Consider the following 16,281-nt stretch of genomic DNA (forward strand, 5'->3'; position numbering starts at 1 on the left):
AAGGCCTGATGTTCCACTCAGACCAGGGATGCCAATACAGCAGCCGGGCCTTCCGACAACGACTGTGGCGCTATCGCATCACTCAGAGCATGAGCCGCCGGGGAAACTGTTGGGACAATGCGCCGATGGAGAGGTTGTTCCGCAGCCTGAAATCAGAATGGGTACCCGCGACGGGCTACCCATCAGTGGCCGAGGCCAGAAAAGACATCAGTGAATACCTGATGCACTACTACAACCGACAGCGGCCCCATCAACACAATGATGGCGTTACTCCTGTTCAAGCCGAGAATCGGTCTAACTTACTGTCCGGAATTAGTTGACCACTACACCATGGTAGAGCCCTTATCAAGACACCCATAGTTAGGCCTATCTGCTGCGACCTTCTTGTATCGCGGTTGCACTACACTTAGCACTCGCTTTTGGAAAGGAGGGAACCATGCCAAAGGCCAGGAAGCAACAAGTCAGCTTGGATGACACGCGCCACTACCACTGCATCAGCCGATGTGTCCGGCGCTCATTTCTGTGTGGTAGGGACCAGTACAGTGGTAAAAGCTACGAACACCGTCGTCAATGGGTGGAGGACAGGCTGTTGTCCCTCGCCAAAGTGTTTGCCATTGAGGTCGCAGCCTATGCGGTGATGAGCAACCACACCCACCTTGTGCTCTATGTGAATGTGGAGCTCGCGAAGGATTGGGATGATGTCGAGGTCGTCTCTCGATGGCATCAGCTCTTCTCTGGGAACTCTCTCACTAAACGTTTTGCTGATGAAGAGCAGAGAGATTCCATGGAGTCCTGGGAGCTGGACATTGTCAAAATACAGGCTGAGCTCTATCGAACACGCTTGATGGACATCAGCTGGTTTATGCGGACTCTTAATGAATACATCGCCCGTAAAGCCAATAAAGAAGACGAGTGCACTGGCAGGTTTTGGGAGGGGCGGTTTCGTTCCCAGGCCTTACTGGATGAGCAAGCGCTTCTAGCGTGCATGGCATATGTCGATCTCAACCCGGTACGTTCAGGCATGGCAAAGAAGCCTGAGGAGTCTAAACACACCAGCATTCGACGGCGAATTCAATCTGCAAAGGTCGGCAAGCAGCCTGCGCTCCTAAAGAGCTTTACCTCATCCGGTGGTAAAGACGACGCTTTGCCCTGTCACCTTAATGATTACCTGGATCTGGTGGACATGACCGCCAGGGTGATGGTGGAGGGAAAAGGGCATATGGATGACTGTACTCCTTCCTTGCTACAACGCCTGAACGTGGAGGCTGATTGTTGGCTGGAGCTGACTCAGGGGTTTGAGTATCAGTTCAGTCACTATGCAGGGCGCGTGGACAGCCTCAAGCGCTGTGGTGATGCGAATCAGATGCAGCGAGTTCGGGGTACTGCAGCGGCGAAACGATTGCTCGGCTAACTTCCAATTTTCTTTTCGGCTTTGAACTCACCCATTGAGTGGGGTGAAGGGATAAGTGTGCCTCTTGTTTGGTTAATAGGCCTGTTGTAGTTGATTGGAGTGGTTGCAGCTGTCCTTTTAAGGGGCTGAGCCAACAAAGATGGGGCGCTGCCGGTGGCAACTGAGCGTGGAAGTTGGGATTTGGGAATGGAGGTGTGGGGGAGGGTGAAAAATTGGGTGTCTGTGTATGGAGAGCGGGGGAACGATGATGGATGTCTTGGTAAGGAGGATTGGGGAGGGTGAAAAGTTGGGTGTCAGTGTATGGAGGGCGGAGGAACGATGATGGATGTCTTGGTAAGGAGGATTCTGCCGGTGGCAACTGAGCGTGGAAGCGGGGGATTTGGGAATGGAGGTGTGGGGGAGGGTGAAAGGTTGGGTGTCTGTGTATGGAGGGCGGGGGAATAATGATGGATGTCTTGATAAGGAGGATTACCTTTACCTTGTGACATTCCTATTGTTATGATTTCTTATGGAAAAAATTCATATCAATTCAGCTTATAACTATCAAAAGTAGAAGCTTTAGAACACTAAGGGAATAGAGAGATGTCGAAACTTATCAGTTACCTCAATGAGTTAGATTCCAATGCTGAGCTGCAGTCTGCTCATGCGGAGGATGCGGAAGCGTCGATGCGTAGCTTCGGCCTTGGTGACAATGAAATTGCCGCAGTGCTCTCAGGAGACAACACTAAAATTGCTGAAGCGGCAGGGGTGGACGATCCTGAGATGATTGTTCGTACACCTCAAGTTCAGCAGAATTAACGGACTCCGATGCGCATTTGGCTCAGGGGTCTAATATCACTGTTGCTGAGTGCCGTATTGTTGTACGCAGGCGCCGTATTTGCTAATGGCGCTTCGGTTTCGGATCTCAGTCAGGAGATAGAGCGCATTCCTCAGCTTGCCTATGAGTCGCCAGCTGACGCTGAAGCGATCATCAAGCGCGTGAGGCGGAGCCTGGATCTGTTGACTCAGGAGTCTAAAGAGCGCTTCTTTCTCTTTGAGGCTTACTTTTATGGCGTAAGCCAAAAGCATCAAAAACGTCTTGAGTTACTTCTTTCATATGATTGGAGTGCTTCTCAACCTAAATATCAGGCCAGAGCATTCCAACAATTGGTTGATGTTCATATGAATCTTAACCAATTTGATTTGGCCTTGGACAATCTGGATCTGGCCATTCACCTGCTGCCTTTATTGCAGGAGGATACGGCCAAGATGTTGATTCTCCATTCTGCATATACTGTTTTTTCCAACCTTTATCGATATGATCAAGCTCTTAAATTTGCCGATCGAATTACAGCCCTTGGGATAGAGGGCAACTCTAAGCGAATTCAATGTTATGGCATGACTAATCGGTTGGATGCCCTGTTTCTTGATGGGCAGTTTAAGCGAGTATTACTGGAGGCCGAAGATGCCAGAGAGCTGTGCCTTTCAAGCCAGGACCAGCTTTCAGCGGATCTTATTCATGTTTATCAACTGGTTGCATCCATACAGGTGTATGGCGGCGCGATGTACCAGGAGCAGGCAGAAGCCCTGTATGCTCAACTAAAAAACAATCATCATGAATACACAATCCTTCTAGAGCATGCACTTGGTTCCCATTATTTTTATCAGGGACATATTGAAAGGGCGGGCGAGTTCTTCCTCAGAGCATTTAATCGGGCAGATGAACTGGATCTGCTGCGACTAAAACCCAAGCTTGCGGAGGCGGTGGCTAAGGTGAAGTGGCGCCAGCAGCGCTGGGATGAGTACGCCGCGTTCATCAATTTGACCATCGATGCTCACAAAGCCTACGAGCAGGATCTTTATGACAAGTCGGTCTATTTTCACCTGGCAAAAATTAATGCTGAGGATATAGAAGGCCAGTTAAAGATCATCGAGGCTAAAAACCGAGAGTTGCAGCTGGAAAACCAGTTGGCAGAAACTCGTTTCAAGCACATCAGAATACTTTTTGCCTGGGCATCCATCGGCTGCTTAGCGCTGTTTGCTTTGGTGGTTTTTGTTCAAAGGCAGAAGGCCAAGATTAAGGTGTCACTGGAGACAGATACCCTGACCAAAGTGCTGTCCCGGGTGAGTTTGATGGAATCTTGTACCAAGGCGGTGGCTGAGGCGAAGCGGCGGGAGCAGCCGTTGTCTCTGGTGGTGTTTGATTTGGACCACTTCAAGAGGGTTAACGATACCTTTGGTCATGCGGTGGGTGACTGGGTGCTGAAGACGGTGTCTCGTGTGGTGCGCAACAGTATTCGTGACAAGGATATTCTGGGTCGTCTTGGTGGTGAGGAGTTTGTTATCTGCCTGCCCAATACGGATATCGAACAGGCCAGGCAGTTGTCGGAGCGTTGTCGTGAGGGTTTGGAGCGGATCATTGCGCCAGTGGCCAACAACAAGCTGGATATCAGTGCCAGTTTTGGGGTGGCCAGGTTGGACGCGACCGTGGACAGTCTGGATAAGCTTCTGGTGACCGCCGATAAGTGCCTGTATCAGGCCAAGCATCTGGGGCGCAACCGGGTGGCGACGGTGCTGGATGACGACTGTACCGAAGCCTATCAGCCGTCGATGGGCCTGTGTTCTCTGCAGGCTGAGCATGGCCAGATTCCACTGAAGTAGAAAGGGCATACCCGGTGGTGGCTTATCGCCGCTATCGGGTATGCTTTTTTGTTGTAGGAAGAGATAGAGCGATGAGCAATCAGGGCAGTTTGGTTTGTGTGGGCTCCGGGATGCGGCTGGCGGGTCAGCTGACCCCGAAATCCAAGAGCTGCATCGAGCAGGCGGACGTGGTGCTGGCGGCCATGGCCAACCACCTGAGCCGCCAATGGATCAAGGAGATGAGCAAGGAGTATCGTTGTCTTCTGGACCTCTACGGTGAAGGCGGCGGCGAAGGCAAGCCTCGGGGCCAGACCTACGATGAGATGGCCGAGCGCATTATGGAGGAGGTGCGCAAGGGGCGCAGGGTGTGCGCGGTGTTCTATGGCCACCCCTCGGTGTTCTCCTGCATCTCCAAGAAGGCGATAGACCTCGCCCGGGCAGAAGCGTTTCCGGCGCATATGGAACCGGGAATTTCGGCGGCGGATTGTCTGTACGCGGATCTGGAGATCGACCCGGCCAGTGCCGGCGAGCAGGCGATGGAGTGCACCCAGTTTATGATCTACGAGCGGCGCATCGACCCCAGTGCGCTGCTGATCCTGTGGCAGCCTGGCGTCGCCGGGGATCTCTCCATGAAGCGGTTTGAGACCCATCAGGCCTATATCAATTTGTTGGTGGAGAAGCTGTCCCGGGATTATCCGCTGGACCATGAGGTGATCCTGTACGAGGCGGCCACCTCGCCGTTGGAGTCCACCCGCATCGAGCGCCTGCCTCTGGCCGAGTTGACCCAGGCCACCCTGAATCAGATCACCACTTTGGTGGTGCCACCCTGTCGGGAGATGGCTGCGGATAATGCCATGTTGGATAAGCTGAAAACCTTGGCTGAAACCGTGTGGTAGTGTCGGCTTTAGAACGGAATGAAAATAGAAAGGGCAGCCCAATGGCTGCCCTTTGTTCTATGCAGTTCTGTTAAACCGCTACTTATGCCGCTGCGCCAGTCTGGCGATCACCTCGGGCAAGGGCACCTGCTGCTGCTCCAGCAGTACGGTGAGGTGGTAGAGCAGGTCGGCGGTCTCATCCAGCAGGTTTTCCCTGTCGTTGGTGGCGGCGGCCAGGGCCACTTCCACGCCCTCTTCACCCACCTTCTGGGCCACCCGTCTGGGGTTGCCCGCCAACAGTTTGGCGGTGTAGCTGCTGTCTGGGTCGACGTCTCGGCGGGCGGCCACCACCTGGGCCAGTTTGCCCAGGAAGGGCTGATTGTCCAAGTCGTTAAAGCAGCTGGTGTTGCCCAGGTGGCAGGTGGGGCCGGCTGGGGTGGCCTGCACCAGGATGGCGTCGTTGTCGCAGTCGGTGCCGATGCTCACCAGGGTAAGCACATTGCCGGAGCTCTCCCCCTTGGTCCATAGCCTGTCCTTGGAGCGGCTGTAGAAGGTGACCTTGCCGCTCTCCAGGGTGACCGCCAGGGCCTCCGGGTTCATGTAGCCCAGCATCAGCACCTGACCACTGTGGTGGTCCTGAACCACGGCGGGGACCAGGTTGTTCATCTTGTTCCAATCGATTGAGAGAGTGGTCATAGCCGTACCTCGATGCCTTGCTGTTTCAGATAGCCCTTGAGCTCCATGATATCGATGATCTGTTTGTGGAACACCGAGGCGGCCAGGGCGCCGTCCACCCGGGCCTGCTTGAACACGTCGGCGAAGTGCTCCATGGCCCCGGCGCCGCCGGAGGCGATCAGCGGCAGGCCACTGACCTGACGGATGGCGCTGAGCTGATCGATGTCGTAGCCCTTACGCACGCCGTCCTGGTTCATCACGTTGAGGACAATCTCGCCGGCCCCGCGCTTCTCCACCTCCTGGGCCCACTCCTGGGTGTACCACTGGGTCTGACGGGTGGCAGACTCGTCGCCGGTGAACTGGTACACCTTGTAGCTGCCGCTTTCCCTGTCGAACCAGGAGTCGATGCCCACCACCACGCACTGGCGGCCGAAGGTGTCGTTGAGGCGGGTGATCAGGCTGGGGTCCGCCAGGGCAGGGGAGTTCACCGAGATCTTATCTGCGCCATCCGCCAGGATCTGGCGGGCGTCTTCGATGGTGCGAATGCCGCCGGCGACGCAGAAGGGGATGTCCAGGCGCTCGGCCACGGCGCTGACCCAGCTCTTGTCCACGGTGCGGCCGTCGCTGCTGGCGGTGATGTCGTAGAACACCAGCTCGTCGGCACCTTCGTCGGCGTAGCGCTGAGCCAGGTTGAGGATGTCGCCCACCACTTCATGGTTGCGAAACTGCACGCCCTTGACCACCTGGCCCGCCTTGACGTCCAGACAGGGGATTATCCGTTTTGCCAGCATGCCAGAGCCTCCTCGATGGTAAAACGGCCGGTGAGCAGGGCCTTGCCGATGATGATGCCGCCGATGCCGATGGCTTTCAGTTGCTTGAGATCCTCCAGCTCGGCGATGCCGCCGGAAGCTTGCCAGCTTATCTCCGGATACTGGCCAATCAGGGTCTGGTAGAGGGCCACGTTGGGGCCGGTGAGCATGCCGTCGCGGTCGATGTCGGTGCACAGCACGTGCTTGAGGCCAGCCTGGCGCAGCGGGGCGATCACCTCTTCCACCAACTTGCCTGAGCCTTTCTGCCAGCCGTGGGTGGCCACCTGGGCGTTACCCTGATCGTCCAGCAGCAGGTCCAGGGCGACGGTGATGCGCTCGGCGCCGAACTCCTGGATCCAGTCCGCCACCAGTTGTGGGTCGCGGGCGGCCAGGGAGCCGATGACCACCTTGTCCACGCCCAGCTTCAGCAGGGCTTGCACTTCGGCTTTGTCGCGGATGCCACCGCCCACCTGGATGGGGCAGCTCAGGTTCTCCACCAGTCGGGTCAGGGTGTCCAGCTGGCGATTGGCGGGATCCTTGGCGCCGTCGAGGTCGACGATGTGCAGCAGGGCGCAGCCGGCGTCGCGGTAGTGGCTGAGCTGGGCCAGGGGGTCGGTATCAAATTGGGTCACCTGGTTGAAATCGCCCTTTTTCAGACGCACCACCTGGCCGTTGATTAAATCGATGGCTGGAATGATCACGCTGTCATCTCCAAGAAATTGCTGAGTATCTTAGCGCCCACGGCGCCACTGCGTTCGGGGTGAAACTGCACCCCCATCAGGTTGTCCCGGCCCACGGCGGCGGAGAAGGGCTGGCCGTAGTCGCTGCTGGCCAGGGTGAGTTCGCCCACCGGTGCCGCGTAGCTGTGGACGAAGTAGACGTAGCTGCCCTCATCGATGCCTTTAAACAGCGGATGGTCGCTGGGGGCCAGGGTGTTCCAGCCCATGTGGGGCAAAGGCTGACCGGCGGTGTCCAGCTGGGCCACCTTGAAGGGCAGCAGGCCGGTCATGGGCGTCTGCTCGCCGCCGGTGGCACTCTCCTCGCTGGCCAGGCCCAGCAGCTGCATTCCCAGGCAGATCCCCAGCAGGGGCTGGGTGACCTTGGTGAGGGTGTCCAGCACGCCGCTCTGTTTCAGGGCAGCCATGCCGGCGCCGGCGCTGCCGACCCCGGGGAGGATCAATCTCGGGCTGGCGAGGATCACCTCCGGATCCCGGCTGACGGTGACCTCGGCGCCCAGGCGGGCCAGGGCGAAGCGTACCGACGCCAGGTTGGCGCAGCCGGTGTCGATGATGGTGACTTTGGGGGCGTCCTGGCTCATCAGAGCACCCCCTTGGAGGAGGGCAGCTCACTGCCTTCGATGCGCACCGCCTGGCGCAGGGTTCGGCCAAACACCTTGAACAGCGCCTCCACCTTGTGGTGCTCGTTGTCGCCGTCCACGGACAGGTGCAGGGTGGCGCCCAGGCTGTCGGCCAGGGAGCGGAAGAAGTGGGAGACCATCTCGGTGCTGAGATCGCCTACCTTGTCGCGGCTGAACTCGGCCTCGAAGCGCAGGTAGGGGCGACCGGACAGGTCCAGCAGGCACTGGGCACCGGTCTCGTCCATGGGCAGGGCGAAGCCAAAGCGGCCGATGCCTCGCTTGTCGCCCAGGGCCTGCTTCAGGGCCTGGCCCAGGGTCAGGGCCACGTCCTCGACGCTGTGGTGTTCGTCGATGTGCAGGTCGCCGCTCATGGACAGGGTCAGGCCGATGCCGCCGTGGGTGGCAATCTGCTCCAGCATGTGGTCGAAGAAGCCCACGCCGGTGTTGATGCTCACCGGGCCCGGGCTGTCGAGATCCACCTCAATCTGGATGTCGGTCTCACGGGTGGTGCGCCGGGCGGTGGCACGACGTTCACCCTGGGTGAGCTGAGCCAGGATCTGTTCCCAGCCGAAGTTGTCTCTGTCGTAGCGGATGCCGGCCACGCCCATGGCGCGGGCCAGCTCCATGTCGGTCTCCCGGTCGCCGATGACGGCGGAGCGGGTGAAGTCCACCTTGCCCTGGGTCAGGTAGTCGCGTACCAGTCCCAGCTTGGGCTTGCGGCAGCTGCAGTTGTCGCTGTCGAAGTGGGGGCAGATCAGCACCTCGTCGAAGCGCACCCCCTGGCTGGTGAACAGCGCCATCATGGCGTTGTGGGGGGCATCGAAGTCTGCCTGGGGGAAGCTGTCGGTGCCCAGACCGTCCTGGTTGGAGACCATCACCAGACGGTAGCCCGCCTGCTGCAACGCCAGCAGGGCCGGCACCACCGCGGGCTCAAATACCAGCTTCTCCAGGGAGTCGAGCTGTTTGTCGATGGGCGGCTCCTCTACCAGGGTGCCGTCACGGTCGATAAAGAGGATGGGTTGTTTCATGGTTATGCATCCTGTTGAAAAGCGGTCAGGGCGTTGGTGAGCAGCTCCATTTCGGAATCGCTGCCGATGCTGATTCTGAGCCAGCCGGGCAGGGCGCCGTAGGCTCGAATCAGTATCCCCTGAGATTGTAGGGTGTTAAAGAGGTCGTCGGCGCCATCGGCCTTAAACAGAACAAAGTTGGCGGCGGACTCCAGCACCTGATCGACATACGTCAGTGTGCTGAGGGCGGCCACCAGGGCGCTGCGGCGTGCATTAAGCTGAGCCACCTGGCTCTGCATGCGGCGGATGCCAAAGTCGCTCAGGGTCTCCAGGGCCAGGTCGGCCACGGGCTTGGGCACCGGGTAGGGGGCGATCACCTTCTCCAGCATGGTGATGATCTCTTTGCCTGCCAGCAGGAAGCCGCAACGGGCGCCGGCCAGGGCAAACGCCTTGGAGAGGGTGCGCAGCACCACCAGGTTGGGGCAACCGCCAATGGCGTCTGCCAGGCTCTGATCGGCGCAGAACTCAATGTAGGCTTCATCCACCACCACCAGGGTGTCTGGCAGGGCGTCCGCCAGGGCCAGCAGATCCTCGCGAGGTACCAGGGTGCCGGTGGGGTTGTTGGGGTTGCAGACGAACACCAGCTTGGCGCCGCGGCCTGCCTCGGTCAGCGCCAATGGCAACTGATAGCCCTCCTCCCAGGGCACCGCCTGATACTCGACGCCGCAGGTGAGGGCGCTGATGCCGTACATGCCGTAGCTGGGGGCCAGGCTGACCACCTTGTCTTGGCCCGGGACACAGAAGGTGCGGATCAGCAGTTCAATCCCTTCGTCGGCGCCGCGGGTGATCAACAGCTGCTCTGGACGCACGCCGGCATAGCCAGCGTAGGCGGCGCGCAGCTCAGGTGGCTGACAGTCCGGATAGCGGTTGACGTCCGCCACATTGGCGTTACGCCAGGGGCTTTCGTTGGCATTGAGCCAGACATCGCCACCACTCATGCTGCGGCGGGCGGAGGCGTAGGGAACGAGTTCCCTCAGTTCGGGGCGACAGAGGCGTTCGGCCAGGTTCATTACTGCTCTCCTTACTCTTAATCCAGTTGCGCCATGCGTAGGGACACTGCCTTGGCGTGGGCATCCAGGCCTTCGGCGTCGGCCAGGGCAATCACCGTGGGGGCCAGTCCCTTGAGGCCGTCGCGGCTCAGCTCCTGCACCGTATAGCGACGGCAAAAGTCCGCCAGAGACAGACTCGACGCACTGCGGGAGGCGCCATAGGTGGGCAACACGTGGTTGGTGCCACTGGCGTAGTCGCCCACAGACTCCGGAGACCAGGGCCCAAGGAAGATGGAGCCGGCGGCGCGCAGTGTGCCCAGCAATTCTCTGGGGGCTTTGGTCTGCACAATCAGGTGCTCGGGGCCATAGGCGTTGGAGACCTCACAGGCCTGCTCCAGGCTCTGTACCACCAGGGCGCGGCTCTGTGACAGGGCGGCGGCGGCGATCTCCTTGCGGCTCAATGTGGTGAGCTGACTCACCAGGGCGGCGTTGACCTTGTCGGCAAAGTCGTCGCTGAGACACACCAGCATCGCCTGGCTGTCTTCGCCGTGTTCTGCCTGGGAGAGCAGGTCGGCGGCCACAAACTCGGGGTTGGCGTCGTCATCGGCTAACACCAGCACCTCGGAGGGGCCGGCGGGCATGTCGATGGCGGTGCCACTCTGGCTGACCTGGGTCTTGGCTTCGGTGACGAAGCGATTGCCCGGGCCGAAGATCTTGTCCACCTTGGGCACGGTCTCGGTGCCAAAGGCGAGGGCGGCGATGGCCTGGGCGCCGCCGATGGGGAACAGTTGCTGCACCCCGCAGCGCCAGGCGGCGTAGCAGATGGCGTCGCTTACCGGAGGCGGAGTGGTCATCACCCGCACGTCGCAGCCAGCCAGCTTGGCGGGCAGGGCCTGCATCAACACCGAGGAGACCAGGGGGGCACTGCCGCCGGGAACATAGAGGCCCACTCGCTCAATGGCTTCGCTGCGCAGTTCGCAGACGACGCCGGGCTGGGTTTCCACTCGTACCGGCTGGAACTGCTGAGCGTCGTGGAAGGCAATCAGGTTGTCGATGGCAACATCGATGGCGGCCTTGAGGCTGGCATCGATGCGCTGGCCGCGGCGGCCCAGTTCGTCGTTGTCGTAGGCCAGGGCGTCGGGGCGGCCGCCGTCGAACTTCTCGCTCAGCTCAAGCAGGGCGTTGTCGCCACCGCGGCGGACCTGGTCGAGGATGCCCGCCACCGCTTGGGTCAGGTCCATGCTTTGCACCTGATCCGCCCGGGCCAGGGCCAGAGTCTGTTCGGTGTCGCACAGCTGGTTCCAGTTGAGTACTTTCATCTCTAACCTCTTAACCCAGCATCTTCTCAATGGGCAGCACCAGGATGGAGCTGGCACCCAGGGCTTTAAGCTGTTCCATGGTTTCCCAGAACAGGGTTTCGGAGCTGACCGCGTGCAGGGCCACCCGCTCGCTGTCCTGGGCCAGGGGCAGGATGGTGGGGTTCTCGGCGCCGGGCAGCAGGGCCACCACCTGATCCAGGGTCGCCTTGGGGGCGTGCAGCATGATGTACTTGCTCTCCCGGGCCTGGATGACGCCGTTGATGCGGGTCAGCAGCTTGTCCACCAACTCCTGGTTGGTGGCGCTCAGGGGGGAGGCGGTCTGAATCAGGGTGGCCTTGGAGCGGAAGATCACCTCGGTCTCCTTCAGGCCATTGGCTTCCAGAGTGGCGCCGGTGCTCACCAGATCACAGATGGCGTCGGCCAGACCGGCGCGGGGGGCCACCTCTACCGAGCCCTTGAGCATACAGTCGCTGAAGGGGACGCCGGTCTTTTTCATGTAGCTGGCCAGCAGGTAGGGGTAGGAGGTGGCGATGCGCTTGCCCGCCAGGGTGGTGGGGCCGTCCCAGGCCAGATCCTTGTCCACCGCCAGGGAGAGGCGGCAACCGCCGAAGTCCAGGCGGCGCAAGGTGGTGAACTCACAGGGGCGATTCATCGCCTCGCGCTCCAGACGCTCCTCCTCCAGCACGTTCTCGCCGACGATGCCCAGGTCCACCACGCCGTCCATCACCAGGCCGGGGATATCGTCATCACGGACACGCAGGATGTCGATGGGCAGGTTCTGGCAGTGGGACAGCAGGCGCTGGTCCCGCAGGTTGAGCTTGAGGCCGGCCCCCTTGAGCAGGGTCTGGCACTCATCGGCCAGGCGGCCGGATTTTTGGATGGCGATTCTCAGTCGTTGTTGAGTCATGATTCAGTCCTGATAAAAAACAAAAAACCCTGGGCGCTTGCTCCAGGGTTCTTATGTGTTCAGGTTCTGAATCCGCTGGAGGGCGCCGTTTAAACAGCAGCCTCCAGCGACAATGCCAAAGGCTACCGCTTGAAATGATGATGGTGATGTAGGGCGGTAAACTTCAGCATGGGTGAATTCCTAATGATTCAGTACAAAATTCTGTGCACGTTCAACGTGGCGTGCTTTTAAGCTAATTCAGTGAATAAATAATTGCAACAACCAATTTACGCTTTTTTTCTGATGAATCCATAACCCCGCTGTCAGGGGGCAGCGGCTGTGTCATAATGGCCGACCCTTAAGACTCCGTGTGCTACTCCATGTCCCGTTTCTCCAGCAAAATCAAAAAGGCGTTCGCCGCCGATGGCCTGCTGGCCGATACTCTGGAGGAGTTTCGTTACCGCCCGCAACAGCAGCAGCTGGCCCACGCGCTGGCACAGCACAGCACCTCGGGCAGGGTGCTGGTGGCGGAGGCGGGCACCGGCATCGGCAAGACCTTCGCCTACCTGCTGCCAGCCCTGTTGAGCGGCAAGAAAGTGGCCATCAGTACCGGCACCAAGAACCTGCAAGATCAGCTCTTTTTCAAAGATCTTCCCCGACTTTTGCCGCTGATCGACTCGGGCATCAAGGTGGCGCTGCTCAAGGGACGGGGCAACTACCTGTGCCTGTATCACCTGACTCAGCAGCTGGCGGACCCGGAGGCCCAGACCCCGGTGGAGATGGACCAGCTGATTCGCATCCGCAGCTGGGCCAACGGCACCGGCACCGGGGATATGGCGGAGATGGACGCCCTGGCGGAGGACGCCCCGATACTGCGCAAGGTGACCTCCACCCAGGACAACTGTCTGGGTAAGGCCTGCCCGGATTTTGACCGCTGCTTCCTGAAAAAGGCCAGGGCCAAGGCGATGGGGGCGGATCTGGTGGTGATCAACCACCACCTGTTCTTCGCCGATTCGGCGCTGAGAGAGGGGGGCTTTGGTGAGCTCCTGCCTGAGCTGAACTGGATCATCTTCGATGAGGCCCATCAACTGCCGGACATCGCCCTGACCCGCTACGGCGAGCGCCTCTCCGCCTCCAGTTTTCACTACCTGGGACGGGACGTGCGCCGGGTGTATAAGACCCTGAAGGACTGCAAATCGCTGGAGACCCGGGCCGACGAGCTCAGCCAGTGGGCCGATGAACTGACCGAGGCGATCCAGGCCAATGGCGAACCGGCCTGGCAGGCACAGCTGGGGTTTGAGGCGGTGTCTGGCGCTTGGCAGGGGCTGACCCGCTCCCTGGGCTTACTGAAGACCGAACTGGGCTACCATCTGGGACGGGATGAGCTGGGTGACCAGTGCTTCGAGCGCAGTGCCCGGCTGATGGGGCTGCTGGAGCACTTCGGCAACCCGGATGCCAAGCGCATCTACCGGCTGGAGCGGCGGGAGCGCGGCTTTGGTCTGGTCTCCAGTCCCATGTCGGTGCGGGATGAGCTCAAGGCCCTGTATAACAGCTACCACTGCGCCTGGGCCTTTACTTCGGCCACTTTGCAGGTTGGGGGCGACTTCGGCTACTTCACCCGGCAGATGGCGTTGGAGAAGGCCGATTCGCTGATCCTGGACAGCCCTTTCGATTACGCCAGTCAGGCGCTGATGTGTGTGCCCCGCCACCTGCCTCAGCCGCACGAAGCCAATGTGGCCGAGCACCTGGCCGAGATCGCCTCCAGGCTGATTGAGGCGGCGGACGGGCGCACCTTCCTGCTGTTCACCAGCTACCAGATGATGTACCGGGTGGGGGAGTTGCTCAGTCACCGTCAGAGCCGGCCTCTGCTGGTGCAGGGGATGGACTCCAAGCGGCAGTTGCTCAGCCGCTATCACGCCTACGGCAATGCCGTGCTCTTAGGCACCGCTGCGTTCTGGGAGGGGGTGGACGTTAGAGGGCGTGCGCTCTGTTGTGTTATGATCGACAAGCTGCCTTTCGTCTCTCCGGACGACCCCCTGACCCAGGCCAGGCTGACCGCCTGTGAACGCAGTGGTCAGGATCCCTTTGCCATGGTGCAATTGCCTCAGGCGATCCTCGCCTTGAAGCAGGGTGTCGGCCGATTGATTCGCAGCGAGAAGGACCAGGGGGTGCTGGTGATCTGCGACCCCAGACTGGTTCAGCGCCCCTATGGCGAACAGTTTATACGCAGCCTGCCTCCGATGACGCGGACCCGCGGGCTGGACAAGGCTCTAGCACGATTAAGAGAAGTTTGATGTCTGAAAAGATTTTGATCATCGACACCGCCACCGAGAACTGCTCGGCGGCTCTGGTGCTCGGTGACCGGGTTATCGACCTGTGTGAAGAGGCTCCCCGTGAGCACAGTCAGAAGATTTTGCCCTTTGTGGAGCAGTTGCTGGCAGAGGGGGGCGTGACCCTGGCCCAGCTGGATGCCATCGGTTTCGGTCGTGGTCCCGGCAGTTTTACCGGCATTCGTATCGGCACCGCCATGATGCAGGGACTGGCCCTGGGGGCGGAGCTGCCGGTACTGCCGATCTCCAACCTGGCCGCCATGGCCCAGGGCGCCATCGAGGCCGGTGCCGAAACGGTGATCGCCGCCATCGACGCCCGCATGGGCGAGGTGTATGTGGGACGTTACGAGAGCCGCGATGGCCTGGCCACCCTGGTGGGTCAGGAGCTGGTGATTGCCCCCGACGAGCTGGTGACTCTGGAACTGATGCAGGGAGAGGCGCTGGTGGCCGTGGGCACCGGGTTTGAGACCTACCCAGAGCTACTGGCTGAGGGGCGTCTGAGCGTCAGTGGCGATCATCGTCTGCCCAGTGCTAAGATGATGGTGCCTTTGGCACTGGAACTCTATCGCAACGGCGGCGCCCTGCCTCTGGAGCAGGTCGAGCCGGTGTATCTGAGAGACAACGTCGCCTGGAAAAAGATGCCGGGCAAATGATACCAAATTCATTAGATAGACCACCTATCTAATACTATTGGTACGAGGGAGAGCGAGCGACACCACCATGATCCATCACGTTGGATTATCCACCCAGGCCCCTTTGCCGGCGAAGCCGCAGAGTAAGGGCAGCCCGGAGAAAGCCAAAGAGGCGGAGCCGGCGGTCAGGACCGCCGAGCTGGTGGTGCCCAGCGATCCTCAGGGCTGGCAGACGTTCGCTGCCGGCCGAACCCGCCTGACCCAGGATCACCCCGACTCCCGGGCCATCTCCGCCTACATGGAAACCGCCAATCAGGGACTGCGCCAGGAGCTGCAGTCGATGATGGGCGTCGATCTCTACGTTTAATCCCCGGAGCCTTAGTCGCGCCGCCATCTTTTGTGACATCTTCTGGCCGCAGCGCCATTGCAATCTCCCAGTGCCGCGATAGGTTATAGACTTTGACCTGAAAACTGAGTCTTAGGAGGGAACCATGAGAACCTTATTGCTGGCGTCTGCCCTGACCCTGATGAGCCTGCCGACTCTGGCGGGGAGCAGCGACAACCAGAACGCCCTGAACCAGTGGGCCAACGGTGAGCATCGAAGCCAGGCCAATATCGAGCGCAACCAGTACCGCCATCCCGCCGAGACCCTGGATTTCTTTGGGCTCCACCCCCACATGCGGGTGATTGAGCTGTGGCCCGGCGGCGGCTGGTACAGTGAGATTCTGGCGCCCTACCTGAAGGACAAGGGCAAGTTGATCGCCGCCAGTTTTGACACCACCCCCGCCGAAGACACTCCTCGCACCCGTTATCGGGCCAACGCCGGTAAGCGCTATGAGACCAAGTTAGCCGCGGAGCCTGAGCTCTACAGCAAGGTGGAGGTGGTAACCTTCGACCCGCCAGCCAAGACCAAACTGGGTGTGGAGGCCAGCGTGGATATGATGCTGACCTTCCGTAATCTGCACAACTGGGCGATGGCCGGTGCCCTGGAACCGGTATTTCAGGCGGCCTTTGAGGTGCTGACCCCGGGCGGGGTGTTTGGTGTGGTCGAGCACAGGGCCAATCCCGGTATGCCGGCAGAATCCGGTTACATGGATGAAGCCCAGATGATTGCCCTGGCTCAGAAGGTGGGCTTCAAGCTGGCGGCCCAGAGTGAGGTCAATGCCAACCCCAAGGACACCAAGGACTATGAGCGCGGGGTGTGGACCCTGCCTCCTTCACTGCGCCTCAAGGATCAGGACAGGGAGAAGTACCTGGCCATCGGCGAGTCCGATCGCATGACCCTGAAATTTTACAAACCGGAGATTTGATA

The 16,281-nt window shown here is 60.0% G+C and carries 17 protein-coding genes; 9 read left to right on the forward strand and 8 right to left on the reverse strand.

Annotation, left to right across the window (positions count from 1 at the left end; translation table 11 throughout):
• The 5 genes from G505_RS0116815 to G505_RS0116845 form a co-directional block, all read left to right on the forward strand.
• Window positions 1–320, forward strand: a 320-nt coding sequence (locus G505_RS0116815) for an integrase core domain-containing protein (RefSeq protein WP_028110600.1), incomplete at its 5' end; no start/stop codon positions are given.
• 116 nt (window positions 321–436) lie between these two features.
• Window positions 437–1,411, forward strand: coding sequence for a transposase (locus tag G505_RS0116820; protein ID WP_028110601.1), 975 nt, complete (start codon window positions 437–439; stop codon window positions 1,409–1,411).
• Window positions 1,412–1,993: 582 nt separating this feature from the next.
• Entirely contained in the window at window positions 1,994–2,209 is a 216-nt protein-coding gene (locus G505_RS21875; RefSeq protein WP_035385523.1) for a hypothetical protein, read from the forward strand.
• 42 nt (window positions 2,210–2,251) lie between these two features.
• On the forward strand, window positions 2,252–4,051 hold the full coding sequence (locus G505_RS0116840) for a GGDEF domain-containing protein (RefSeq protein ID WP_169628230.1): 1,800 nt from the start codon (window positions 2,252–2,254) through the stop codon (window positions 4,049–4,051).
• 71 nt (window positions 4,052–4,122) lie between these two features.
• Window positions 4,123–4,926, forward strand: coding sequence for an SAM-dependent methyltransferase (locus G505_RS0116845; protein WP_035385524.1), 804 nt, complete (start codon window positions 4,123–4,125; stop codon window positions 4,924–4,926).
• Window positions 4,927–5,004: 78 nt separating this feature from the next.
• Here G505_RS0116845 and hisIE read toward each other — a convergent pair whose 3' ends face one another.
• Genes hisIE through hisG form a run of 8 tightly spaced genes read right to left on the reverse strand, consistent with a single transcriptional unit; the run spans window position 5,005 to window position 12,031 of the window.
• On the reverse strand, window positions 5,005–5,601 hold the full coding sequence (gene hisIE / locus G505_RS0116850) for a bifunctional phosphoribosyl-AMP cyclohydrolase/phosphoribosyl-ATP diphosphatase HisIE (protein ID WP_028110605.1): 597 nt from the start codon (window positions 5,599–5,601) through the stop codon (window positions 5,005–5,007).
• The gene (gene hisF / locus G505_RS0116855) at window positions 5,598–6,371 is read right to left on the reverse strand and encodes an imidazole glycerol phosphate synthase subunit HisF (RefSeq protein ID WP_028110606.1); all 774 of its coding nucleotides are present in this window, start codon (window positions 6,369–6,371) and stop codon (window positions 5,598–5,600) included. Before hisF ends, hisIE begins: the two co-directional genes overlap by 4 nt.
• Window positions 6,353–7,090, reverse strand: a complete 738-nt coding sequence (hisA, locus tag G505_RS0116860; RefSeq protein ID WP_028110607.1) for a 1-(5-phosphoribosyl)-5-[(5-phosphoribosylamino)methylideneamino]imidazole-4-carboxamide isomerase — start codon at window positions 7,088–7,090, stop codon at window positions 6,353–6,355. Before hisA ends, hisF begins: the two co-directional genes overlap by 19 nt.
• Window positions 7,087–7,707 carry an imidazole glycerol phosphate synthase subunit HisH gene (hisH, locus tag G505_RS0116865; RefSeq protein ID WP_028110608.1) on the reverse strand — a complete coding sequence of 207 codons (621 nt, stop codon included), beginning with the start codon at window positions 7,705–7,707 and terminating at the stop codon, window positions 7,087–7,089. Before hisH ends, hisA begins: the two co-directional genes overlap by 4 nt.
• The gene (gene hisB, locus G505_RS0116870; protein WP_035385525.1) at window positions 7,707–8,774 is read right to left on the reverse strand and encodes a bifunctional histidinol-phosphatase/imidazoleglycerol-phosphate dehydratase HisB; all 1,068 of its coding nucleotides are present in this window, start codon (window positions 8,772–8,774) and stop codon (window positions 7,707–7,709) included. The genes hisH and hisB overlap by 1 nt, the downstream gene beginning before the upstream one ends.
• Before the next feature lie 2 nt (window positions 8,775–8,776).
• Complete coding sequence (gene hisC / locus G505_RS0116875; RefSeq protein WP_028110610.1) at window positions 8,777–9,823, reverse strand: histidinol-phosphate transaminase; 1,047 nt, start codon at window positions 9,821–9,823, stop codon at window positions 8,777–8,779.
• 17 nt (window positions 9,824–9,840) lie between these two features.
• Entirely contained in the window at window positions 9,841–11,121 is a 1,281-nt protein-coding gene (gene hisD / locus G505_RS0116880; protein WP_028110611.1) for a histidinol dehydrogenase, read from the reverse strand.
• Between the two features lie 10 nt (window positions 11,122–11,131).
• Window positions 11,132–12,031, reverse strand: a complete 900-nt coding sequence (gene hisG, locus G505_RS0116885) for an ATP phosphoribosyltransferase (protein WP_028110612.1) — start codon at window positions 12,029–12,031, stop codon at window positions 11,132–11,134.
• Between the two features lie 356 nt (window positions 12,032–12,387).
• Here hisG and yoaA point away from each other — a divergent pair, with 356 nt between their 5' ends.
• From yoaA to G505_RS0116905, 4 genes are all read left to right on the forward strand, one after another.
• Window positions 12,388–14,301, forward strand: coding sequence for a DNA repair helicase YoaA (gene yoaA, locus G505_RS0116890; protein ID WP_028110613.1), 1,914 nt, complete (start codon window positions 12,388–12,390; stop codon window positions 14,299–14,301).
• Window positions 14,301–14,990, forward strand: a complete 690-nt coding sequence (gene tsaB, locus G505_RS0116895) for a tRNA (adenosine(37)-N6)-threonylcarbamoyltransferase complex dimerization subunit type 1 TsaB (RefSeq protein WP_028110614.1) — start codon at window positions 14,301–14,303, stop codon at window positions 14,988–14,990. The genes yoaA and tsaB overlap by 1 nt, the downstream gene beginning before the upstream one ends.
• A 67-nt stretch (window positions 14,991–15,057) precedes the next feature.
• Window positions 15,058–15,336 carry a hypothetical protein gene (locus G505_RS0116900; protein ID WP_028110615.1) on the forward strand — a complete coding sequence of 93 codons (279 nt, stop codon included), beginning with the start codon at window positions 15,058–15,060 and terminating at the stop codon, window positions 15,334–15,336.
• Between the two features lie 124 nt (window positions 15,337–15,460).
• Complete coding sequence (locus G505_RS0116905) at window positions 15,461–16,279, forward strand: class I SAM-dependent methyltransferase (protein ID WP_028110616.1); 819 nt, start codon at window positions 15,461–15,463, stop codon at window positions 16,277–16,279.
• The last annotated feature ends 2 nt before the right edge of the window (window positions 16,280–16,281 follow it).

Source organism: Ferrimonas futtsuensis DSM 18154 (assembly GCF_000422645.1).
GTDB classification, from domain to species: Bacteria; Pseudomonadota; Gammaproteobacteria; order Enterobacterales; family Shewanellaceae; genus Ferrimonas; species Ferrimonas futtsuensis.